The 21,858-nt window shown below is 64.7% G+C and carries 23 protein-coding genes; 9 read left to right on the plus strand and 14 right to left on the minus strand.

What is annotated here, in order from left to right; genetic code table 11:
* Position 1: 1 nt before the first annotated feature.
* A complete protein-coding gene (locus tag AKG11_RS24655; RefSeq protein WP_050745826.1) occupies positions 2-1,411 on the minus strand; it encodes a DHA2 family efflux MFS transporter permease subunit in 1,410 nt (469 codons plus the stop codon).
* Between the two features lie 311 nt (positions 1,412-1,722).
* On the opposite strand from AKG11_RS24655, the gene AKG11_RS24660 reads away from it, so the two are divergent.
* A complete protein-coding gene (locus AKG11_RS24660; protein WP_023515291.1) occupies positions 1,723-2,718 on the plus strand; it encodes an MBL fold metallo-hydrolase in 996 nt (331 codons plus the stop codon).
* A gap of 70 nt (positions 2,719-2,788) precedes the next feature.
* On the opposite strand, the gene AKG11_RS24665 is transcribed toward AKG11_RS24660, so the two are convergent.
* The gene (locus AKG11_RS24665) at positions 2,789-3,097 is read right to left on the minus strand and encodes a DUF1476 domain-containing protein (RefSeq protein ID WP_050745827.1); all 309 of its coding nucleotides are present in this window, start codon (positions 3,095-3,097) and stop codon (positions 2,789-2,791) included.
* Between the two features lie 280 nt (positions 3,098-3,377).
* On the opposite strand from AKG11_RS24665, the gene guaB reads away from it, so the two are divergent.
* The 5 genes from guaB (at position 3,378) to AKG11_RS24690 (ending at position 7,432) form a co-directional block, all read left to right on the plus strand.
* On the plus strand, positions 3,378-4,874 hold the full coding sequence (guaB, locus tag AKG11_RS24670; RefSeq protein WP_023517116.1) for an IMP dehydrogenase: 1,497 nt from the start codon (positions 3,378-3,380) through the stop codon (positions 4,872-4,874).
* Between the two features lie 146 nt (positions 4,875-5,020).
* Complete coding sequence (locus AKG11_RS24675; RefSeq protein WP_023517117.1) at positions 5,021-5,380, plus strand: hypothetical protein; 360 nt, start codon at positions 5,021-5,023, stop codon at positions 5,378-5,380.
* Positions 5,381-5,477: 97 nt separating this feature from the next.
* Positions 5,478-5,897, plus strand: a complete 420-nt coding sequence (locus AKG11_RS24680; protein WP_023517118.1) for an MAPEG family protein — start codon at positions 5,478-5,480, stop codon at positions 5,895-5,897.
* A 113-nt stretch (positions 5,898-6,010) separates the two neighbouring features.
* Positions 6,011-6,886 (plus strand): dienelactone hydrolase family protein, encoded by an 876-nt coding sequence (locus AKG11_RS24685; RefSeq protein WP_050745828.1) that lies wholly within the window; start codon positions 6,011-6,013, stop codon positions 6,884-6,886.
* Positions 6,887-7,075: 189 nt separating this feature from the next.
* The gene (locus tag AKG11_RS24690) at positions 7,076-7,432 is read left to right on the plus strand and encodes a hypothetical protein (RefSeq protein ID WP_023516872.1); all 357 of its coding nucleotides are present in this window, start codon (positions 7,076-7,078) and stop codon (positions 7,430-7,432) included.
* 80 nt (positions 7,433-7,512) lie between these two features.
* On the opposite strand, the gene AKG11_RS24695 is transcribed toward AKG11_RS24690, so the two are convergent.
* Both AKG11_RS24695 and AKG11_RS24700 read right to left on the minus strand, forming a co-directional pair.
* Positions 7,513-8,088 (minus strand): GNAT family N-acetyltransferase, encoded by a 576-nt coding sequence (locus AKG11_RS24695; protein ID WP_088016542.1) that lies wholly within the window; start codon positions 8,086-8,088, stop codon positions 7,513-7,515.
* Positions 8,082-9,035 carry a LysR substrate-binding domain-containing protein gene (locus AKG11_RS24700; RefSeq protein ID WP_023516870.1) on the minus strand — a complete coding sequence of 318 codons (954 nt, stop codon included), beginning with the start codon at positions 9,033-9,035 and terminating at the stop codon, positions 8,082-8,084. Before AKG11_RS24700 ends, AKG11_RS24695 begins: the two co-directional genes overlap by 7 nt.
* Before the next feature lie 276 nt (positions 9,036-9,311).
* Between AKG11_RS24700 and AKG11_RS24705 the strand changes: the two genes are divergently transcribed.
* Both AKG11_RS24705 and AKG11_RS24710 read left to right on the plus strand, forming a co-directional pair.
* A complete protein-coding gene (locus AKG11_RS24705) occupies positions 9,312-9,608 on the plus strand; it encodes a DUF1127 domain-containing protein (RefSeq protein WP_023512630.1) in 297 nt (98 codons plus the stop codon).
* A 175-nt stretch (positions 9,609-9,783) separates the two neighbouring features.
* Positions 9,784-10,269 carry a GNAT family N-acetyltransferase gene (locus tag AKG11_RS24710; RefSeq protein ID WP_050745829.1) on the plus strand — a complete coding sequence of 162 codons (486 nt, stop codon included), beginning with the start codon at positions 9,784-9,786 and terminating at the stop codon, positions 10,267-10,269.
* A gap of 54 nt (positions 10,270-10,323) precedes the next feature.
* Here the strand turns inward: AKG11_RS24710 and AKG11_RS24715 are convergent, their stop codons facing one another.
* The 6 genes from AKG11_RS24715 to AKG11_RS24740 form a co-directional block, all read right to left on the minus strand.
* Positions 10,324-11,169 carry a DUF937 domain-containing protein gene (locus tag AKG11_RS24715; protein WP_050745830.1) on the minus strand — a complete coding sequence of 282 codons (846 nt, stop codon included), beginning with the start codon at positions 11,167-11,169 and terminating at the stop codon, positions 10,324-10,326.
* An 83-nt stretch (positions 11,170-11,252) separates the two neighbouring features.
* Positions 11,253-12,626, minus strand: a complete 1,374-nt coding sequence (locus AKG11_RS24720) for a glutamate--cysteine ligase (protein WP_050745831.1) — start codon at positions 12,624-12,626, stop codon at positions 11,253-11,255.
* Between the two features lie 176 nt (positions 12,627-12,802).
* On the minus strand, positions 12,803-13,540 hold the full coding sequence (locus AKG11_RS24725; RefSeq protein ID WP_023512634.1) for a 16S rRNA (uracil(1498)-N(3))-methyltransferase: 738 nt from the start codon (positions 13,538-13,540) through the stop codon (positions 12,803-12,805).
* A gap of 10 nt (positions 13,541-13,550) precedes the next feature.
* A complete protein-coding gene (locus AKG11_RS24730; protein ID WP_050745832.1) occupies positions 13,551-15,056 on the minus strand; it encodes an inorganic phosphate transporter in 1,506 nt (501 codons plus the stop codon).
* Between the two features lie 240 nt (positions 15,057-15,296).
* On the minus strand, positions 15,297-15,800 hold the full coding sequence (locus AKG11_RS24735; RefSeq protein WP_088016544.1) for an NUDIX hydrolase: 504 nt from the start codon (positions 15,798-15,800) through the stop codon (positions 15,297-15,299).
* 81 nt (positions 15,801-15,881) lie between these two features.
* The gene (locus AKG11_RS24740; RefSeq protein ID WP_023512637.1) at positions 15,882-16,676 is read right to left on the minus strand and encodes a FadR/GntR family transcriptional regulator; all 795 of its coding nucleotides are present in this window, start codon (positions 16,674-16,676) and stop codon (positions 15,882-15,884) included.
* 143 nt (positions 16,677-16,819) lie between these two features.
* On the opposite strand from AKG11_RS24740, the gene AKG11_RS24745 reads away from it, so the two are divergent.
* Positions 16,820-18,097: a DUF3422 family protein gene (locus AKG11_RS24745; RefSeq protein ID WP_050745834.1), complete on the plus strand. Its 1,278-nt coding sequence runs from the start codon at positions 16,820-16,822 to the stop codon at positions 18,095-18,097.
* Positions 18,098-18,144: 47 nt separating this feature from the next.
* Here AKG11_RS24745 and AKG11_RS24750 read toward each other — a convergent pair whose 3' ends face one another.
* From AKG11_RS24750 to AKG11_RS24765, 4 genes are all read right to left on the minus strand, one after another.
* Complete coding sequence (locus AKG11_RS24750) at positions 18,145-19,377, minus strand: HlyD family secretion protein (RefSeq protein WP_050745835.1); 1,233 nt, start codon at positions 19,375-19,377, stop codon at positions 18,145-18,147.
* A complete protein-coding gene (locus AKG11_RS24755) occupies positions 19,370-19,867 on the minus strand; it encodes a hypothetical protein (protein WP_050745836.1) in 498 nt (165 codons plus the stop codon). The genes AKG11_RS24750 and AKG11_RS24755 overlap by 8 nt, the downstream gene beginning before the upstream one ends.
* 175 nt (positions 19,868-20,042) lie before the next feature.
* Positions 20,043-20,555 carry a hypothetical protein gene (locus AKG11_RS24760; RefSeq protein ID WP_050745837.1) on the minus strand — a complete coding sequence of 171 codons (513 nt, stop codon included), beginning with the start codon at positions 20,553-20,555 and terminating at the stop codon, positions 20,043-20,045.
* 80 nt (positions 20,556-20,635) lie between these two features.
* Complete coding sequence (locus AKG11_RS24765) at positions 20,636-21,532, minus strand: LysR family transcriptional regulator (protein ID WP_050745838.1); 897 nt, start codon at positions 21,530-21,532, stop codon at positions 20,636-20,638.
* Positions 21,533-21,858: the final 326 nt, after the last annotated feature.

Raw genomic sequence — 21,858 nt, forward strand, 5'->3', positions numbered from 1 at the left:
GTTACTTCGCCGTTGCCGCTTCCTCGTCCGGCCCCGGCAGACGATGGCCCGAGACGGTGGCGCCGGCATTCTTGGCCATGGTGATGAAGGGCAGGACGGCGGCGAGGGTCAGGGCGGAGATGATCATGAAGGCGATCTGGAAATCGCGCAGTTCCAGCGGGGAGCCTGTCAGCGCGGTCTCGATTTCGAGGATCGCGCCGGCAACGGCGACCCCCAGTGCCAGGCTGATCTGCTGAAGCACGGCGCTCATCGAGGTCGCCTTGCTGGCATCCGCGTCGGGGATATCGGCGAAGGACAGCGCGTTGACGCTGGTGAAGAAGAAGGAGCGCGCGAAGCCCGCGATCAAGAGCACGCCGGCCATGAACCAGAAGGGTGTCGCGGGCGTGAAAAGGCCGTTCACGAAGGTGAGAATCGCCCCGCAGATGCTGGCGACGATCAGCGTCGTGCGGAAGCCGGCGAAGGTCAGCACGCGCTTGGCGAGGAACTTGGTGGTGATGGCGCCGATCGCACCCGTGAAGGTAACGAGGCCCGACTGGAAGGGCGAGAGGCCGAAGCCGACCTGCAGCATCAGCGGCATCAGGAAGGGCACTGCGCCGACGGAGATGCGAAACAGCGTGCCGCCGATGGCTGCTGCACGGAAGGCGCTGTCGCGGAAAAGCCTGAGATCGAGCAGCGGCGCCGGGTGCCGGCGGGCGTGGCGCACATAGAGCACGCCGCAGAGAAGGCCGATGGCCGTTGCGGCGATGCCGATGACGGGTGGCAGGGCAGGCAGGCTGACGACCGAGAGGCCGAACATCGTGCCGGACGCGGCCACCGCGCTCAGGAAGAAGCCGCGCCAGTCGAGCGGCGGCGGCGCGGCGGCGCGGATATCCGGGAGGTAGAGGCCGGACAGCACATAACCGGCAATGCCGACCGGCACGTTGATCAGGAAAATCCAGTGCCAGGAGAAGTAGGTGGTGATGAAGCCGCCCAGCGGCGGACCGGCGAGCGGGCCGACAAGCGCGGGGATCGTCAGCAGCGCCATGGCCGAGACGAGTTCGGCGCGCGAGGTGCTGCGCACCAGGACGAGGCGTGCGACAGGCGTCATCATCGCTCCGCCCATGCCCTGCAGGAAGCGTGCGACGACGAAGGCAAGAAGGCTGCCGGAAACCGCACAGAGGATGGAGCCGATGACGAAGACGAGGATGGCGAGGCGGAAGACGCGTTTGGCGCCGAAGCGGTCGGCCATCCACCCGCTGAGCGGAATGAAGGTCGCGAGCGACACCATGTAGGAGGTGAGCGCCAGTTTCAGCGTGATCGGCCCCACGCCGAGATCGGCCGCGATGGCCGGCAGCGAGGTGGAGATGACGGTGGAGTCCATCTGCTCCATGAAGAGCGCGACGGCAAGGATGAGCGGGACGATACGGTTCATCGGCAAATCAGGGTGCAAGGCCCTCGTGCAGGCCCGCCCGACTTCTGCGCCCCGCGTTGCGATCTGTCAAATCGTAAGGCCCTTCCCGGGCCGCATTGCGGGCAAGGAGGCGCAGCGGTGTTGCCGGCAGGGGACGTGGAAAACGGCGGTAAAAGGGCCGTGGGTGCGGGGACGCGTCTCGCGCCTGCGCATCACAAGCCCGTGAAACCGCGTGCCCGGATCGTGACAGCGCCCTAGATGGACGCATGTCATCTTCATGCCGAGCCGGACGCTCGGCCGGCAAGGCAGCCCTTCACCAAAGAGGAAGATCCATGGGAGACCATTCGACAATCTCGCGCCGGTCCTTGTTTCTCGCCGCGGGCCTCGGCACATTGGCCGCGCCCCTGGTGCTGAACCGCGCCACCGCCCTTGCCCAATCGGAAAGCGACGCCACCGACATGCGCGTGAGCCCCCTTGAGACCCGCAGCCTGAAGCTCGGCAGTTTCCGCGTGCTGACGGTGCGCGACGGCATGCGCCCTTCCGGTGCGCCGAACGAGACGTTCGGCACCAACCAGCCCGCCGAGGCCGTCGGCGCCCTGCTGGCCGAAAATTTCCTTCCGGCCGACCGTTTCGTCAACAGCTTCACGCCGACACTGGTCGATACCGGCTCGGAGGTCGTGCTCTTCGATACCGGCATGGGCGAGGGCGGACGCGAGGCGGGCATGGGCCGTCTTCTGGAAGGGTTGAACTATGCGGGCTACACGCCGGATCAGATCTCCGTCGTCGTCATCACCCATATGCATGGCGACCATATCGGCGGCCTGATGGAGGGCGGCAAACCGGCCTTTGCGAATGCGCGCTACGTCACGGGCCGCACGGAATATGATTTCTGGGTCAATCCGGAGCGCATGGGAACGCCCGCCGAACAGAGCCACCAGAACGTGCTCGCCAAGGTGCAGCCGCTGGCGGAGAAGCTCACCTTCATCGAGGACGAGGGCGAGGTCGTGCCCGGCATTCGCGGGCTCAACGCCTTCGGCCATTCGCCGGGGCACATGATCTTCCGCGTCGAATCGGAGGGCAGGGCGCTGATTCTGACGGCGGACACCGCCAACCACTTCGTGCTCTCGCTCCAGCGGCCCGACTGGGAAGTGCGCTTCGACATGGACAAGGCTCAGGCCGCCGCGACGCGCAAGAAGGTCTTCGACATGATCGCCACCGACAGGCTGGCCTTCGTCGGCTACCACATGCCGTTCCCGGCGGCCGGCTTCGTGGAGAAGGCGGGCGAGGGCTACCGCTTTGTGCCGGTGAGCTACCAGTTCGACGTCTGAACGCCTTCCGTTCCCCGGAATCGAAACGGCCCGCCTCGTCAAGGGCGGGCCGTTTCCTCGAAAGGATTTGTCAGTAGCCGCGCATGTCCCGGGCGACATCCTTGAGCATCATGACCATGCGGTCGCGCAGCTCGTCGTCGGGACAGTTGACGCCCGCCGAGCGAAGGTCGGCGCGGACACGGTTGAAGGCACCGTCCGCAGCGCTGACGTCGGCCATGGCGAGTTCGCGGGCATAGGCCTCGCCGTCGGGGCGGTGCATGGTATTGGCAGCCCACAGGCCGAGCAGCGCATTGCGGCGCGCGTTGGCCTTGAACATGAATTCCTGCTGGTAGGCGAATTCGTCTTCGAGCGCACGTGCTCTTTTCTTCAGTGCAGACATCGATTTCCCCGTTCTTCTATTGTTGCTTTGTGTATGGCCCTTTCTGTCCTGGCCACGAAAACGGTTATACACGCGAAGATTTAAAAGACCGGCAGCGGACACGGCTAAGAATTCGTCAATCGCGCAATGCGGGGAAGCGGCCGCTTTTGCTATTCCCAAGCCGTCATGAACGTGTTACCAGCCCTCGCCAACTTCCAAGAATTTCTTGCAAGCGACCGAGGCGGACAACTCCCAATGTTCCCCTTGGTGCGTAAGCTTTATCCTAAAAGGAACTTGGCCCATGGCGCGCATCATTGAAACGGCAACCGGTCTCGAAGCCCTGACCTTCGACGACGTCCTCCTGCAACCTGGTCACTCCGAGGTCATGCCGGGCCAGACGAACATCGCCACCCGCATCGCGCACGATTTCGAACTCAACCTGCCGATCCTCTCCTCCGCCATGGACACGGTGACGGAGAGCCGTCTCGCCATCGCCATGGCGCAGGCCGGTGGCCTCGGCGTCATCCACCGCAACCTGACCCCCGCCGAACAGGCCGAGGAAGTCCGCCAGGTGAAGAAATTCGAGAGCGGCATGGTCGTCAATCCCGTGACGATCGGCCCGGATGCGACGCTTGCCGACGCGCTGTCGCTGATGAAGGCGCATGGCATTTCCGGCATCCCGGTCGTCGAGAATGGCGGCAATGGCAAGGCCGGCCGCCTCGTCGGCATCCTGACGAACCGCGACGTGCGCTTCGCCTCCGACCAGAGCCAGAAGATCTATGAACTGATGACCCGTGAGAACCTGATCACGGTGAAGGAAAGTGTCGATCAGCAGGAAGCCAAGCGCCTGCTTCACACGCACCGCATCGAGAAGCTGCTGGTGGTCGATGGCGACGGCCGTTGCGTCGGCCTCATCACGGTGAAGGACATCGAGAAGTCGCAGCTCAACCCGAATGCGTCGAAGGATGTGCAGGGGCGCCTGCGCGCCGCCGCCGCCATCTCTGTCGGCGATGACGGCTTCGAACGTGCCGAGCGCCTGATCGAGGCGGGCGTCGACCTCATCGTCGTCGATACGGCGCACGGCCATTCGCAGCGCGTGCTGGACGCCGTCGCCCGCGTGAAGAAGCTGTCGAACTCCGTGCGCATCATGGCCGGTAACGTCGCCACGTCCGACGGCACCAAGGCGCTGATCGATGCGGGTGCCGATGCCGTCAAGGTCGGTATCGGCCCGGGCTCGATCTGCACCACCCGCATCGTCGCCGGCGTCGGCGTGCCGCAGCTTGCCGCCATCATGGCTTCGGTCGAGGCGGCGCAGGCTCAGGGTATCCCGGTCATCGCCGACGGCGGCATCAAGTTCTCCGGCGACCTTGCCAAGGCGATCGCCGCCGGCGCCTCGGCCGTCATGGTCGGCTCGCTGCTCGCCGGCACGGATGAAAGCCCGGGCGAGGTGTTCCTGTACCAGGGCCGCTCCTTCAAGGCCTATCGCGGCATGGGCTCGGTGGGCGCCATGGCCCGCGGCTCGGCCGACCGCTACTTCCAGGCGGAAGTGCGCGACACGCTGAAGCTGGTGCCCGAAGGCATCGAGGGCCAGGTGCCCTACAAGGGCCCGGTTTCGGGCGTGCTGCACCAGCTCGCCGGTGGCCTGAAGGCGTCCATGGGCTATGTCGGCGGCAAGGACCTCAAGGATTACCAGGAGAAGGCGACCTTCGTGCGCATCTCCGGCGCGGGCCTTCGCGAAAGCCATGCCCATGACGTGACGATCACCCGCGAAAGCCCGAATTATCCGGGCGCGGTCTGATCGATCGCCGATCGCTGATATGCCTTCGAATGCCCGGCTTTGCCGGGCATTTTCGTCTCCGGGGCCTGCGCGAATCCTGTTTTGTTTTTCCACGTATGCGCTAGGATCGGCCACCGGCAATCTCGCCGGTTTCACTGGGGGACAACATGAAGAAGATACTGGCTGGCGCCCTTCTGGGCCTGGGTCTGGTCGTGCCTGCGCATGCGCAGACGGTCAATGCCGGCACCTACAATGTCGAAGGCACGAATCTCGACGGCTCGACCTATGGCGGCACGGCGACGATCGAGCTGACGAGCGAGACGACCTGCTCGATCGAGTGGCATACCGGTTCGACCACGTCGAACGGCATCTGCATGCTCTATGGCGATGCCTTCGCCGCCGGCTACGTGCTTGGCGATGCGGTCGGCCTCATCGTCTATCAGGTCAAGGGCGACGGATCGCTGGAAGGCGCCTGGACGATCAGCGGCAAGGACGGTTCGGGCACCGAAAATCTGACGCCGCAATAATCGCTTCCTCCTTCGGCTTGTCGCAATGGTCCTTTCCGGTTGAGGCTTTCACCGGAAACCCCTAAACCGGTTCAAACCGACAAGCCGAAGGATAACCATGTCTCCCACGGAAGCCACGATCTGGCCGATGATCGCGCATGTCGCGCTCGTCTTCTCTCTCTACCTTCTGCTGTCGATGCGCCGCATGCGGGCCGTCAGGCAAGGGCAGGCCCGGCCGGAACAGTTCCGCGAAAATCGCGAGGAGCCCACCGAAAGCCTCGTCGTCAAGAACGCCATCGCCAACCAGTTCGAGTTGCCGGTGCTGTTCTATGCCGTCAGCATCCTTCTCTATCTCGTCGATGCGGACAATCCGGTGACCGTCGCCGGTGGCTGGCTGTTCGTGGCGCTTCGTTATGCCCATGCCTATGTGCATGTCACCAGCAACCGCCTGCGCTATCGCCGGCCGCTCTTCATTGCCGGCTTTGCGGTGCTCGGCCTCCTCTGGCTCTGGCTCGGCATATGGCTTGCCTTCACCTGATCCGCGACCAGCCGGCATAACATCGGCTGACCCTTGCGGTAACGCAGTTGTGTTCGGCAGCTTTTCGCGCGCGGCCTATCTTATCCTGCGGAGAACCAGCCGGAGGATCCGCCATGGACAAGCCGCAGATCACGCAGGCGATGATCAACGCCTATGATGAATACACCCATCTGACGCTCGATCGCCGCCGTTTCATGGAGCGCCTGACGGCGCTCGCCGGGTCGGGTGCGGCGGCTGCCGCCATCGCCCCGCTGCTCGCCGCCAATTCGGCGAGCGCCGAGATCATCGCGTCGGATGATCAGCGCCTTGCCGCCAAGGATGTCGTCTATGGCGGCAGCTCGGGCGAGATGAAGGGCTATCTCGTGCGGCCGAAGGAGGCGACGGCGCCGCTCGGTAGCGTGATCGTCATCCACGAGAACCGCGGCCTCAACCCGCACACCCGCGATGTCGCCCGCCGGATGGCGCTGGATGGCTTCATCGCGCTCGCCCCCGATTTCCTCTCGCCGTCCGGCGGTACGCCGGACAATGAGGATCAGGCTCGCGAAATGATCGGCAAGCTCGATCCGGCGGTAACGGTGGCCAATGCGGAGGCAAGCCTGCAGTTCCTGGCAAAGCTCGACGGTGCGAATGGCAAGGTCGGCGCCGTCGGCTTCTGCTGGGGCGGCGGCCTCGTCAATCGCTTCGCCGCCAGGTCGCCGGACCTGAAGGCGGGTGTCGCCTATTACGGAGCGCAGGCGGCGGCCGAGGACGTGCCCGGCATCAAGGCTGCGCTGATGCTGCACTATGCCGGCCTCGACGAGCGCATCAATGCCGGCATCGACGCCTATCGCAAGGCGCTGGAGGCAAACGGCAAAACCTTCGAGATCCACATGTATGACGGCGTCAACCATGCCTTCAACAACGACACATCGGCCGCGCGCTACGACAAGGCCGCGGCGGACCTCGCCTGGCAGCGCACCGTGGATTTCCTGAAAAAGAACCTCGCCTGAGCGGCCTTCGGAAAATTGTGCCAGAATAAAATAAGTGACTGTTCCGTATAAGCAAACGGGGCCGGGTTCCATCAGGGCGCGGCCCCGCTTTCGATAGGGGCAACAGCAACATCGCAAACCTGCGAACCCAGCAAAACATTGCGGGGCGCGAGCGTGCGACATCATCATCAGTCAAACAGGATATTTTCCGTGAAATTCATCGCGACCAAGTCGGTTGCCGCCCTTGCTGCGGCAGCCCTGCTCATTTCTGCGCCCATGACCCTCGCAGCCGGCATGAAGTTCGATATCAAGAACGATTCCGGCTACATCATCGACGGCTTCTACACCGGCGAAAACGGTGACTGGAGCGCCAACTGGATGAACTTCAAGCTCGATGGCGGCGAGACGGCCAATATGGAGTTCAACTACGACGGTCCGTGCGACATCGAGTTCTATGTGAGCTGGGAGGCCGAGGACGGCTCCAGCATCAAGGGCGAGGAGACCTCGATCAACATCTGTGAGGCGAACACGATCTATTTCGACGGCAAGCAGGCCACCTACGACTGATCGGACGTTTGGATGGATCGACGGCCCCGGCATGGAGACATGCCGGGGTCATGGACAGCGCTGCCTGTCTTCGAAGCGCTCTACGCCGCCGGCAGGTCGAGGCGCATGGCGCAGCGCGTGTCGCGCTGCAGCCCGTGTTCGGCCTCAAGGTCGAGCACCGCCTTGAGACGCGGCGACAGCGCGGCCTCGTCCAGCGTGCCGAAGCCGAGCCGCTGGTAGTAGGGGCAGTTCCAGGGGATGGTACTAAAGGTCGTCAGGGTCACCGCGTCGAGGCGGTGCGCCGCGGCCGCGTCGATCGCGTGCCGGATCAGCTTGCGGCCGATGCCGAAGCCCTGGTGCAGGTGATCGACGGAAATCTCGCAGATGTGCAGTTCCCGCTCGGCAATCTCGGCGCTCAGGAAGCCGACCGGCTGGTCGTCCCCGGTTGCCGCCACCCAGTTCGTTCCCTTTTCGATGAGGTCGCAGTGCCGATCCGCGCTCTGCACGTCGCCAACGGCGAGCCACGAGAAGGCCTCGATCAGGCGGAAGGCCTGTGCGGCCGAGCGCTCGATCTGGCGCAGCGCCTCGACCTCGTCTTCGCGGGCAGGGCGGATTGTAACCATCGACGGCCCGGCCTTGCCTGCGGGAATGCCGTCGAGGGGAAGCTGCGTCACCATCCGGGCAGGATGTTGCCGGGCCTCAGGCGCGACACACGCGGGAAGAGCTTCACCTCCGCCTCAGGCAGGTCGTCGGCGGCTGTCAACGGTGTGATGTTGTCGAGGCAGGCGGTGATATGGCTGGTGATGGCATTGGAAAGCGAGGGCGAGAGACCCGGTCGCCGCATGATGCCGATCTGCACCGGCGCGAGCGGCGGAAAGCCGTCCGCCTGCGTCAACACCTTCATGCCGGGGCGCAGCGCCGATTCCGGCAGGACCGAAACCGCCATGCCCGCCATCACGGCTGCTGCGACGACGGTCGAGGACCAGCTGGTGAACAGCACCTGGTAGTCGCGCCCGACCGAATCGAGCGCCGCACAGGCGATCTGCCGCCACTGACAGTCGCGCCGACCGACGGCGAGCGGCACCGGCGCGTTTTCCGGCAGCGGATGGTTGGCCGACATGACCCAGCAGAGCGGCTCCGTCCGCACGACATCGGACTGGCGCTGGCGCGGATTGTGGGTGACGAGCGCGATGTCGAGCTCGCCCTTGGCCATCTTTTCCGCGAGGTCCACCGAAGGCTCGCAGACGATGAAGAGCTCGACATTCGGGTGCGTCTTGGCGAACCGCATGATGATCTCGGGCATGTAGCGGTCGGCATAATCGTCCGGCGTGCCGATGCGCAGCAGGCCCTCGAGGCGGTTGTCGTCGAAGGCGGCGATGGCCTCGTTGTTGAGGCGCAGCATCCGGCGCGCATAGTTGAGCAGGCGCTCGCCCTCCGCGGTCAACCGATTGCCGCGGCCGTCCTTCATGAAGAGCTGTTTGCCGATGCGCTCCTCAAGGCGCCGCATCTGCATCGAAACGGCCGACTGGGTCTTGAAAACCCGCTCGGCGGCCCGGGTGAAGCTGCCGGTATCGGCGATCGCGACGAAAGTCTGGAGCTGGTCTATGTCTAGCGGAGCGGACATAACGATATCCATAAGATTGTTTGATTGATACTATTAGAAACATTCGTTGGACTGATCAATGGCTTTCTGCGAAAAAGCAAGTGTCGAACGAGTGACCTCTCCGCCAGGCCATCGTTCGACAGGATCTGCCGCCTCCCTCGACCTCCCGGCGACGGCTCTTCTTGAAAACCGACTTTTGAACCGCCGCCCGATCCCTGCGGGCGACGAACGATCACGGGTGCCGCGCGAAACCCCATCGAAGGACGATGGATCGCCGGGCCGGAAAGGAGAAATGCCATGCGCATGATCGACCGCAGACTGGAAATCGATATTCTCGCAACGCGCCGTCCGGCGCCGAGCCTCTTTGCCCGCGTTCGCGGTGTCGCCAACAAATTTGTCCGCGCCTGGCAGAATCGCCGCGTGATCAATCGGTTGAACGAGCTCGACGATCATCAGCTCTACGATATGGGGCTGTGCCGCAGCGACGTGCAGGATGTACGCTCCGCGTCCTTCTTTACCGACGCGGGCCTGCATCTGACGATCGTGGCGCGTGAGCGCGCCCGCCGTCACCTGCGCAGCGGCCGTATGGATTGATTTCCGATCGTGCCGACCTATCTCCCGGGTCGGCACCTGACTTCCCCGCAGGGTGAGAGCCAATAACCCTGCTGCTTGCCCGGCGTGCGACTCCCAAGGTCCGCGTCGGGCTTTTTCAAAGATTTTCCGAAAGTCGATTTCACCCGGAATTGCCCGGAAACAAAGGGGTAGCGCGATGATCGACGCGATTTTGATCCGTCCGGCGCACCCGCAAGACTTCCCTGCCATGAAGGCGATACTGCGCGATACGTTCGAGCGCACCTGGCGGCCGGAGATCACGGAGGCTGCCGCTCGCCGCTACATCGAGACCGATATCGGCGGCGGTTTCGTCGCGCACAGCGGTGCTGATATGCTCGTGGCCGAGGCCGATGGGCGTGTTGCCGGCCTTGTCCATTGCGTGGACGACTTCATCGATGCCCTGCATGTGCATTCCGATTTCCAGCGCCGGGGCGTTGGGCGTCGTCTGCTCGCCCGGGCGGAGGGGGACATCGCCGAAAAAGGTTTCCCGCGGGTGCGGCTTGAAACGGATACGTTCAACGAGCAGGCCCGGGGTTTCTACAGGGCGCTGGGCTATGTCGAAACGGCGCACTATCCGGACGAGGAATGGCAGAGCGGTCTCACCACGGTCCTGATGGAAAAACCGCTTGGCCTCGTCGAATAGCCGATCTGCTGGCGCCTGATGCCCGGAGAGGCGTGCGTGACCACCCCTCGATGCTCAGGCCTTCTTCCCGCCGCCCGTCTCCATGCCGTTGCGGATGGTCTCGAAGATCGATTCCACGTTGCGCTGATAGTCCTTCTGCATTTCCAGGCCGGTATCGAACATCGTGTTGACGAAGGTCGTCAGCGAATCGGCAGGGGAGCCCGCCGGCGCGCTCGGCTTCGCGCCTTCTGCCGGCTGGCCGGCCATGCCCGCCATCATGTCCTGGAAGGCCTTGGCGAAGGGATTGTCGGCAAAGGGGTTGGCCGCTGCCTCCTTCTTCGTGCCGAAAAATTCCTGGGCGGCCTGTGTGAACGGATTGTCGGTAAAGGGGTTTGACGGCTGCGGCTTCTTGGCCATGCCGGTCGCCTCCGCCCATTGCTGCATCATGTCGGCAAAGGGATTGGCCGCGGCGGTACCGCTCTGTGCGCCGGGGAAGAAGGGGGCGAAGGATTGCTTGAAGAGGCCGCCCATCAGCGTGCTCGCCATGACGGGCAGCATCTGCTTGTAGATGTCCTGGCCGATGCCGGTCATCTGCGCCGCCTGCGCGGCGATGGCGCGGGAAACGTCCTTGTTGCCGAAGAGATGGCCGAGAATGCCGTTGCCTTCCGCAAGCCCCTGCGGCGTGAAGGCGCTGCTGATGTCCTCGAAATATTTCGCGTGGTTGCCGGAGGTCAGCGCGGTCATGAAGGCGGCGAGGTCATAGGGATTGGCGGCGTTGCGCTTGAAGCCCTCGGAAAAGGCCGGCATCAGCGCGGCGATGGCCTTGGCTGCCTGTTCCTGCGCGAGCCCGTATTGCCGCGCCATGGTCTCGACGGCATTGCCGTTCTGCGCCTGCATCATCATGTCGTAGAGCGAAAGCATAACGAACCCCTTCCCGTTGGCAGGCATGTGCCTGCACTATAACGGGAATTTTGGCCGCGCAAACCGCTTTTTGGTGTCTTGCCTCAGTACTGGTAGTCGGTGAACACCGGCTCGACGGAGCCGTTCCAGCGGCCGTTGTAGAGCGCCAGCATGTCTTCCGCGAGCGTCGCCTTCTTCGCCAGAACCTCGTCGAGCGGGGCAAGGAAGATGGTTTCGTCGACACCGTCGCCGTTGAGCCGCGCGCGGGCGGCAAGGCCCTGGCGGGAGATCGAGACCACTTCGCGGGCGACGTCGAGCAGCGGCTTGCCGCGGAAATCGGCCTTGAGGCCTTCCGCCGGCACGGCATTGCGCAGCGCCGTCACTTCCTCCACCGTCCAGTCGCGCGTCAGGGCCTCGGCGGCATCGAGGGCGCCGTCGTCATAGAGCAGGCCCACCCAGAATGCGGGCAGCGCACAGATGCGCCGCCACGGGCCGCCGTCGGCGCCGCGCATTTCCAGGAAGCGCTTCAGCCGCACGTCGGGGAACAGCGTGGAAAGGTGGTTCGTCCAGTCGCCGAGATTGGGTTCCCAGTCGGCGATCTCGCCCTTCAGGGCACCGGCCATGAACTGGCGGAAGGTGATGTGCGTGCAGTCGTGGTACTTGCCGTCGCGCACGACGAAGTACATCGGCACGTCGAGCGCCCATTCGACATAGTCGATGAAGCCGAAATCCGGCTTGAAGGCGAAGGGGATGAGGCCGGCGCGGTTGTTGTCCGTATCGCGCCAGATGTCGCCGCGCCAGGAGAGAAGACCGTTCGGCTTGCCCTCGGTGAAGGGGGAGGAGGCGAAGAGCGCGGTCGCCATGGACTGCAGCTTCAGCGAGACCTGCATCTTGCGGCGCATGTCGACTTCCGAGGAGAAGTCGAGGTTCACCTGGATCGTGCAGGTGCGGTACATCATGTCGAGACCCTTCGTGCCGACCTTCGGCATATAGCGGGTCATGATGTCGTAGCGGCTTTTCGGCATGCGCGGGGTTTCGGCAAAGGTCCATTTCGGGCTGCCGCCCATGCCGAGGAAGCGGATGCCGAGCGGCTCGGCGATCTCGCGCAGCGTCGCAAGATGCTGGTTGGATTCCTTGCAGGTCTGGTGCAGGTTTTCCAGCGGCGCGCCCGACAGTTCGAACTGGCCGCCGGGCTCCAGCGAGATGGCGCCCATGCCTGACGGTTCGGCAAGGCCGATGATGTTGCCGGCATCCATGATCGGATCCCAGCCGGTCTTTTGCTGCATGCCGTTCAGCAGCGCCGAAATGCTCGCCTCGCCGAAATAGGGCACGGGACTGTTGTCGGCCGTAAAGAAGACGAATTTCTCGTGCTCGGTGCCGATACGGAACTTCTCCTTCGGCTTGTTGCCGGCGGCGAGGTAATCCGCCATGTCCGCGACGGTGCGGATCGGCGTCTGGTCGGTGGTGTCACGGGCCATGGGCGTCTTCTTCTGAACGGATGGCGCCCGGACGGAACGCCGGGCCTTGGGAGGGTGCTTGGACCGGAATTAGATGCGGTGCAAGCGAATTCCTTTCAAGGCAGATTCAAAAAAACCCATTCGACTTTTTTATAAAAGCACTTTCTTGCGTTCCCGCAAATCCGCGCGGGTGCCGTTCAGCGCCAATCGCCGATCGCCGCCTGGATGACGGCCATCGCGGCCACCGCCGCCGTGTCCGCACGCAGGATGCGGGGGCCGAGCGGGATGGGCGTCACGAAGTCGAGACTGCGCAGGAGCGTGCGCTCCTCGTCGGAAAAACCGCCTTCCGGGCCGACGAGCAGGGCGAGCTGCCGCTCCTCGATGGCCCCCAGCGCCGGAAGCGGGTTCTGGCTGCCGTGGCCCTCGTCGCAGAAGACGATGCGCCGTTCGCGCGGCCAGGCGGAAAGCAGATCCTCGAGCTTTTTCGGTGCCGTAACCTCCGGGATCGCCAGGATACCGCACTGTTCCGCCGCCTCGACGGCATTGGCCTGCAGCCGTTCGAGGCTGGTGATCTTGCCCTGCACATGCTGGGTCAGCACGGGCTGCAGCACGCCGGCACCCATCTCCACGGCCTTCTGCACGATATAGTCGAGCCGGCCGACCTTCAACGGCGCGAAGAGATAGTGGAGATCTGACGGCGCCGGCTGCGGCCGGGTCTGCTCGACGGGCGTCAGGATGAGCCGCTTGCGGGTCGGGAAGGAGAGGGTGGTATGCCATTCCCCGTCGCGCCCGTTGAAGAGCAGGACGGCGTCGCCCTCCGCCATGCGCAGCACATTGGCGAGATAGTGGAAATGGTCCTTCGACGCCTCGAAGGCGACGCCCTCTGCTAGGGTGTCGCCGACGAAGAGGCGCTGCATCCGGTAATTGGCACGCATGGTCGATATCTCAGGTGAAAAGCGCGTTGAGCGTGAGGAAGATGGCGGCAGACAGGAGCGCCGAGACGGGCAGGGTGACGATCCAGGCGGAAACGATCGTCATGAAATGGGAGCGCCGCACGAGGTAACGCCGACGCGTCTCGTCGACATTCACCGGATCGTCTTCCTCCTCCGGTGCAATGCGGTTGCCGCGGCCGCGGATATAGTCGATGCGCCGCCGCGAATTGCGGGTGTACCATTCGCGGAACATGCCGACGCCGAACACCGCGCCGACGGCGATATGCGTCGAGGAGACGGGAATGGCGAAGGCCGAGGCGGTCAGCACCGCGACGGCGGAGGAGAGCGCCACGCAGAAGGCGCGCATCGGGTTGAGCTTGGTGATCTCGGTGCCGACGATGCGGATGAGGCGCGGGCCGAACAGCAGAAGGCCGAGCGAGATGCCGAAGGCGCCGATGACCATGACCCAGAGCGGGATGACCGCGCCACTTTCTGCGCCCGAGCGCAGCGCCGAGACCACGCCATAGAGCGGGCCGACGGCATTCGACACATCGTTGGCGCCATGGGCGAAAGAGAGCAGCGCCGCCGAACAGATCAGCGGGATGCGGAACAGCGTGCGCAGCGACTGGTTGCGGTTGTCGAGGCCTTCCGCATGGCGCCGGACGATCGGCCGCGTGACGACATAGGTGGCGAAGCCGAAGCCGAGGCCGATGAGAAGCGCGGTGCGGAAGGGAAGGTCGAGCGTTCCGTTGGTGCCGCCATTCGCGATGAAGGCCGCGAAGGCGCCGGCCATGATCGCGACGAGCACCGGCACCCAGGTCTTTGCCGCGCCGATCTTGTCCTCGCGGTAGATGATGAATTCCTTGATGAAGTAGAGGAACAGCGCGGCGATCACGCCGCCGAGGATCGGCGAGACGGTCCAGCTCACGACGATGACGGCGATCGCGTCCCATTGCACGCTGTGGAAGCCGCTGGCCGCCGCGCCCGCACCGATCACGCCGCCGATGATGGCATGGGTGGTGGAGATCGGCGCATTGGCGATCGTGGCGATGTTGATCCAGAGCGCGGCGGAGATGAGCGCCGCCATCATTGCCCAGGCATAGGCGTCGGGGCTCGGGAAGATCGACCGGTCGACGATGCCGGAGGCGACCGTCGCGGCGACGCCCTGGCCGGCGAGCAAGGCCCCGGCGATCTCGAAGACCGCGGCGATGACGAGAGCGACGCCCATGCTCATGGCGCGCGCGCCGACCGCCGCGCCGACATTGTTCGTCACGTCGTTGGCGCCGATGTTCATGGCCATGTAGGCGGCAAGCGCCGCGGTGATGGCGACGACGAGCACGCCGGGCGTGCCGGTGGCGAAACTGCTGGCCACGGCCATGGCGACGAGAAGGAAGACGAGGGCGATGCCGACACCCGTCCAGCGACGCAGCACGAAATGCGTCGCCTGTTCGGTGAAGGTGAATTTTTCCAGGTCCTTGTCCAGCGTCGGCTTGCGTAGCTGAACCTGTGAATTGGCCATTCCTGCTGCTCCGTTTTGGAGCTCCTGGCACGACCGCCGCGGTCGTCTGCCGGTGCTTTCGCCACCCCTTGGTCGCCGGTCGTCACCGATGCCTCGGCATCGGCCGCAGCCGGTTTCTCGCGAGCGGTCGAAAATCCCGCGGCAGACCTCTGCGCGGAGGTCGTGTCGGGAGCTCAGCCGACAGGCACTATCGCCTCAGCGCACCGGCGGCAATATGACGAGGGCCGTTCAGGCGCGTAATCAGGCGTCGGGCGCACCGTTCGCGGCGATTTCGGCGAGCATGGTGCGCTCGAAGGCTAGAATGAGGTCCTTGAGGCCCGGCTCCTGCACGCGGCTGGCGGCTTCCGGGCAGCTCACCCATTCGGCGCGCCGCTCGTCCTTCTCGGGGAAATTCTTGCTGAGGTCATCGACGGCGAGCGGGAAGACGCGCACCCGGCAATCGACCTTCAGCCCGTGCGACAGGCCCTTCAGATAGTTGTAGCTGCCGATCGGCGTGGTGCGGATGGTTCCCTTCACGCCGGCCTCTTCCCAGGCCTCGCGTGCGGCCGCGGCCGCCGCGCTCTTGCCGTCCATCGGCCAGCCCTTGGGAATGACCCAGCGACCGGTGTCGCGGCTGGTGATGAGCAGGATCTCGACCGCGGGCTGCTTCTTCTTCACCCGATAGCACAGCGCTCCGTATTGTTCCCGGACGGGCCTGCGGAACATGAGTTGGACGTCGCTGGCGATGCGGTTGAGAATGTTCAAGGTCTTTTTCATTCCTCGTATCGGGATGTGCCGTTTGAGTCGGTATAGCCTATCTTGCTTGCGCGAGATTTGCGGCGCAAGTCAGGCTTGCGGGGGCAGGCCGCGCTTTTGCATGCGCAACTGCGAAATCCGCTGCCATTCGCCGCTGCGCTCGGCATCGCGGATGGCGGTGGCGATGTAGTCCATGTGCGCCTGGGCGGCTTTTCGCGCTGTGGTTCCGTCGCCGGCCATGATCGCGGTATAGATCGCCTCGTGCTGCGCAAGCAGATGCCCGCGGGCTTCCTCGGAGGAGAAAACGAGGTGGCGGTGGAAAAAGATCCCCTGGGCGAGCAGCCGGTAGCAGGCGCGCAGCGTATGCAGCAGCACGATATTGTGCGCGGCCTCGCCGATCGCGTTGTGCAGCTCCACGTCGGTTTCCAGTTCCGCATCGAAGGAGCCTCCGGCATGGGCCGCGCGCATGGCCTCCATGATGCGCGTCAGCATCTGCCGGTCGTATTCCGTGGCGCGGCGGGCGGCGAGCTCGGCGGTGATGCCCTCAAGCTCGCGGCGATATTCGACATAGTCTTCCGTTGCGCGCTGGTGGCGGGCGATGAGGTCGACGACGGGCCGGGAGAACACCTGGCCGATAATGTCGGCGACATAGGTGCCGCCGCCGTGCTGGCTGATCAGCAGGCCGCGGGTTTCCAGTTCCTTCAGCGCCTCGCGCAGGATGGGGCGGGAGACGTCGAGCCGCTTGGAGAGCTCGCGCTCGCCGGGCAGCCGGTCGCCGTCGCGCAGCACGCCTTCGAGCAACAGGAGCTCGATCTGCCGCACGACCTCGTCGGCGGTGCGGCTGTGGCTGATACGGGCGAAAAGGTCGAAGGCGGTGTCGGTCACGCCGTGAACACTAGCAACGCGGGCCGAAACTGGTCAACAATCTTGTCCAGTCGGCGCCTGTGGACCTGCGTCAATGCGCCCTATCTCCTGCGGCCTGACATTTGTTAAGACTATGCTGTTGCACATGAGGGGACAGCGCAGACATGGCAAAAGGCAGCTTCGCCTTTCCGCAGGCGACCGCGCGTGCGCAGGCGCTGGGGGAAATTCACGCTAGACCATACGCGCTGGTGCCGTCACCGCGCGTCATCTTCCAGCTCGCCTTCCTGACCGAAGGCGGCTCGGCGGTCGATCACGCCGTGATGGGGGAATTGTCGCGCTCGCGCGGCATTTCTCCACCGGGGCGCGATTCCAGCCACCATGCGCTGAGCTGGGGGCAGGGCACGCTGCGCTGGGAGCGGCACACCGAGTTCTCGACCTATTTCTGGGATGCGCCGGCGCCGGACAAATTCGGCGGCGAGGTTCCCGTCCATCCGTTCGGCGACAGCTTCTCGCCGCCCGGCACGCTGATATCGGGCGTACGCCTTGAAATCCGGCCGGATACGCCGGAGACGCGCGAGGCGATCTCCACCTTCGATCCGACCAGCCTCTGTTACAGCGAGATCAAGAACGGCCAGGGCGCGGTGCTCACCGACTTCCGCCAGAACGGCGACGGGCTGACGCAGATCCTCGTTATCGACCGCGGCATGACGGAGGCCGGGCGCGGCGCGCTCGTCCAGCGTTTGCTCGATATCGAGACCTACCGCACGCTTGCCATGATGGGGCTGCCGCTCGCCCAGTCGCTCTCGCCGGATATCCGCCGTATCGAGGACGGGCTGACCGGCATCACCAATTCCATGAAGCAGCATGCCCGTGACAAGGCCGATACGCTGCTGACGGAAATCACCCGGCTCGCTGCCGAGCTGGAGGCCAATGCAGCCCTCAGCCTCTACCGCTTCGGCGCCAGTCGCGCCTATTACGGCATCGTGCAGGAGCGTATCCGCACGCTCGCCGAAACGGCGGTGTCCGGCTACGAGACGCTCGGCTTCTTCCTGGAACGGCGTCTCGCGCCGGCCATGCGCACCTGTCAGTCGGTGGAAGAGCGTCAGGCGAACCTTTCGCGCAAGCTCGCCCGGGCCACGGCACTCTTGCGAAGCTGGATCGATGTCGAGCTGGAGCAGCTCAACACCGGCCTGCTCAACTCCATGGACCGCCGCGCGAAGCTGCAGCTGCGCCTGCAGCAGACCGTCGAAGGCCTGTCGGTCGCCGCTATCTCCTACTACGTGGTCGGCCTCTTCGGCTATGTCGCCAAGGCGGCGCACGGGCTCGGCCTGCCGGTCAAGCCGGAAACGCTGACCGGGATCGCGGTGCCCTTCGTCATTGTCGGCATGTGGCTGCTCGTGCGCGCCATACGCCAGCGCCACGCGGAAGAAGACAAGCACTGAACGCCCGCGGCCGCATGAGCCGCGGGAACCTCTCTCGTCGATGCCGCCTAGTGGCCGGACAGGACGAGCGTCTTCACGGGCATGACGACGACCTGCACGCGCAGCAGCATCGCGTGGACGAGGCCGAGCGCATCGACGACATGCAGGCCGATGCGCCGGGCGGTGGAAGTGCCCTCGGCGGCGATTTCGTCGTGATGGTTCGAATAGAGGTTGGCTATGCAGTTGCTGCCCGGCGTCACCTCGTCGATCCCGCCTTCATAGAGGGGCTCGAGGTGCACGAGCACGCTGCCCTGGCCACCGGCGTTCGTGAAATCGGTCAGCTGTTCCCCGCCGCGGAACTGGCCCGCCGCGATGTAATCCTGCTTGGCAGCCACCACCACGGGTATGACCCGCCATGGCAGCGTGTTGCAGGCTACCTCGCCGATCATGCCGACCTTGATGACCGATGCGGACACCTGGTCGAAACCCGCCTGCAGGGCCTGGCGCCCTGCCTCTTCGGGAATGAGAATCCCGCCGGGGCGCATGATCGGGCTGACGATATCGCCGACGCGCAGGGTGAATTGCTCGACCCGCCCGGCGAAGCCGGCGCGAACCACCGTCTTGCGCAGATCCGTTTCCGCCTGTTCGAGCGCCGCTTGGGCGCTCGCCTTCTGTGACGGCAAGAGGGCGTCGAGCCGTGCCTCGGCCGCCTCCCTGGCGGCATTGGCCGCCTTCAGTGCGCCGTTGGTGCGCCCGAGGTCGACCTCCAGCTTCTCGATCTCGCGTGTCGCGACGACGTTTGATCCACCGCGGTTGAGCGCGCGCTTCGTGCGCAGGTCGTCCTCGACCTGCTGCAGGGCGGCCTGCGCCTCGGCGATCTTGCCCTCCGCGGTCAGAAGGTCCGTGCGTGCGACGACCATGGCGGCGTCGACTTCGGCGATCTTCCGCTGCGCCACCGCGACCGCCGCTTCCTGGCTCGAACTGTCGAGCCGGAAGATGGGATCGCCCGCGGCCACCTTGTCGCGATGGCCGAGATAGACCTCCGCGACCCGTCCGGTCGCTTCGGAAATGATCGGGACCGTGCGGAAGAACGACATCACGTTGGTCGACGAAGGGTGGAAGAAGAAGACGGTCGCGATGATGGCGACGGTCAGCATCACGCAGGCGGTGATCCCCCAGCGCAGGACATACCACACCGAGAAGATCGTGATTTCCTTGCCGATGCGCATGCCCTGCACGTAGCGGCGATAGAGATAGTCCGGAAAGACGGTGATCAGCGAGCAGGCGATCAGTTCAAGCATTGTCCTGTGCCTCCGAACGTTTTTCCGTTTCCGCAGGCGTGGCATCCGGCGTGCCTTCCGCCTCCGCCGGGGGTGTTGCGACGGGTGTCGTCGTTTCGCTTGCGGCCTTGGCCTCTTCCTCCGGCGCTGCGGCCTCGCTTTCCGGTCTGGTCGCGGTGAAGGCCTCTGCGGCCGAGGCGATGCGGTTGAGCGGCGTGGTGAGGTCAGGCAGGTCGACGATGGCGAGAAGCAGCGCGATCACCCAGAACACGTTGTTGTGGGTGAAGAGGGCAAGCAGGCAGAGGACCGCGACCGCCTCGAACTGAAGCTTCTGCCCCTTGTGCGCCATGCGTTCCGGCAGGCTATGCAGCCAGAGGAAGACAAGGCCTGTCGCGAAAACGGCGGCAAGCACGAACAGGCCGACGGCGAAGAGAAGCGTATCGCTTCCGTCCGCGCCGACGATGAAGGCGGGCAGTTGATGGGGCGCCAGCGGGTTGATGGAGGAAGTCATTACGCGATCATATCTACAATAGAGGGACTTAATGTAGATAAGACTAAAAACTTTTCAGGCTCAAGGAAAATGAAACTCTGGCTTCAAGGTGGTGAATTGCGGCTTTCTACATCTGCGAATTGTGTATGTTGAGGTTTATTTGGAAGAGGAGGGCGCAAAGTCCCTTCCTGACGTCTCAGGTCGACAGGTCGCATTGATAACGCGGCACGCCGTCGGTCACGGCAAAGCCGGTGTCCCAGCCGAAGCCGGTCTCGTCCTGTTTCTCGAGCTTCTTCTTTGCGGCAAGGCCGCGTTCCCGGAAGGCGGCTTCGGCAGCCTTCAGCGCGTCGGTCGGAAAGACGACCGCCTGGTAGCTGAAGCCGCTGGCCAGCTCCGTGATATAGACCTCGATCTCCTTCACCGGCACGCCGCGCCAGGTGCCACCCGTCACGGGCAGGACGATGTGCAGATACTCGTCCTGCGGCCGGACGGTGGGCGGGCCGAAGACGGCTTCGTAACCGGCCGGAATGGCGATCGCGCCCTCCTTGCGGGCAAAGGCATAGCTCGATTGCAGGAGGTCCGCCAGCGCGTCGCTGTAGTCACAGGCATCGTCGAATCCCTGGAGCAGGTCGTCGAGCGGCCGCGGGCCGGCTGCCGCCGGAAGCGCCAGCCCGATCAGCGCTGCCGCCAATGTCACCCTGCCGATCATCGCTGCCCTCCCGCCGTGAGGTCGGCAGCCTAGCGCAACGCGCGGCTGCCGCCAATCCGGCAAGATACGGTGGACAGTGCTCAACGCTCCCAATAGGGCAGCGGGCCGTAGAGGTCGGCGAGATAGTCGATGAAGAGCCGAACCTTGACGGGCAGGAACTGTCGGCTCGGATAGACCGCCGAGAGCACCACGTTGCGCGAGCCTTCGTATTGCGGCAGCACCTGCACGAGTTCGCCGCTCTTCAGTGCCGGCCCGACATCCCAGGTCGAGCGCAATGCGATACCCAGGCCCGAAAACACGGCCTCCCGGACCACCTCGCTGGAATTGGTGTAGAGCTGCCCCTGCGGGCGGTAGGTGATATTGCCCTCCGGCCCCTCCAGCCTCCAGACATCCTGGGTGTGCGGCGGCAGGCAGGCATGAGCGGGAAGCTCTTCGAGCGAGGCCGGCATGCCGTGGCGGGCGACATAGTCCGGCGAGGCGCACAGCACGCGTCGCACGGAGGCGAGCCTGCGGGCGACCAGCGAGGAATCGGAGAGTTCGCCGATGCGGATGGCAATGTCGAAGCCGCCGCCGACGATGTCGGAGAAATCGTCGGTCAGCATCAGGTTGACGACGAGTTCCGGATAGGCGTCCATAAAGCCCTTGAGATTGGGCGCGATATGCATGCGGCCGAAGGAGGTGGGCGCTGAAATCCGGAGCGTGCCGCGCACGGCGCCGGAGCGGCCGGAGACGAAGGCCTCCGCTTCCTCGATGCCGGCGAGAATGCCGACGATCCGGTCGTAGAAGCCCTGGCCGGCCTCGGTCAGCGAGATCTGCCGTGTCGTGCGCTGGAAGAGGCGGGTGCCGAGGCGCTCCTCCAGCCGCTTCACCCGCTTGGAGACGACGGCGGGCGACAGGCCCAGTGCGCGGCCGGCCGCCGACATGCTGCCCATGGCGATGACGCGGGAGAAGATTTCAAGGTCGCCGAGGTTTGTCACATGCTGTCTCCGCTATCGTCCTCTCGAATGGTGGAGTGACGATCACTTTCGCGCCGAACGTGCCGCTCTGCGCGGATATGACAGCCGAACACGACTTGAGCAAGATGCTCCTCCCCATGCGAATGCCCGGGGAGCGGTTCCTGATCGTTCCCGCTTGCCGATCACGCGACTGTCGCATCAGGGGGTGGGGCGGTCAATGCAATCCCTGCGGGATGCGCGCCGGGCTGCTTCCCGCGTCCGCCTCTGCTAAGAGTCTGACTCGAAAAGCCTTCAACGATATCGGTACCTTGCAAGTCGCCTTGTGATCAGGCGAATGTGGGCGATGA

This window comes from Shinella sp. SUS2, from assembly GCF_001262505.1.
GTDB lineage: Bacteria > Pseudomonadota > Alphaproteobacteria > Rhizobiales > Rhizobiaceae > Shinella.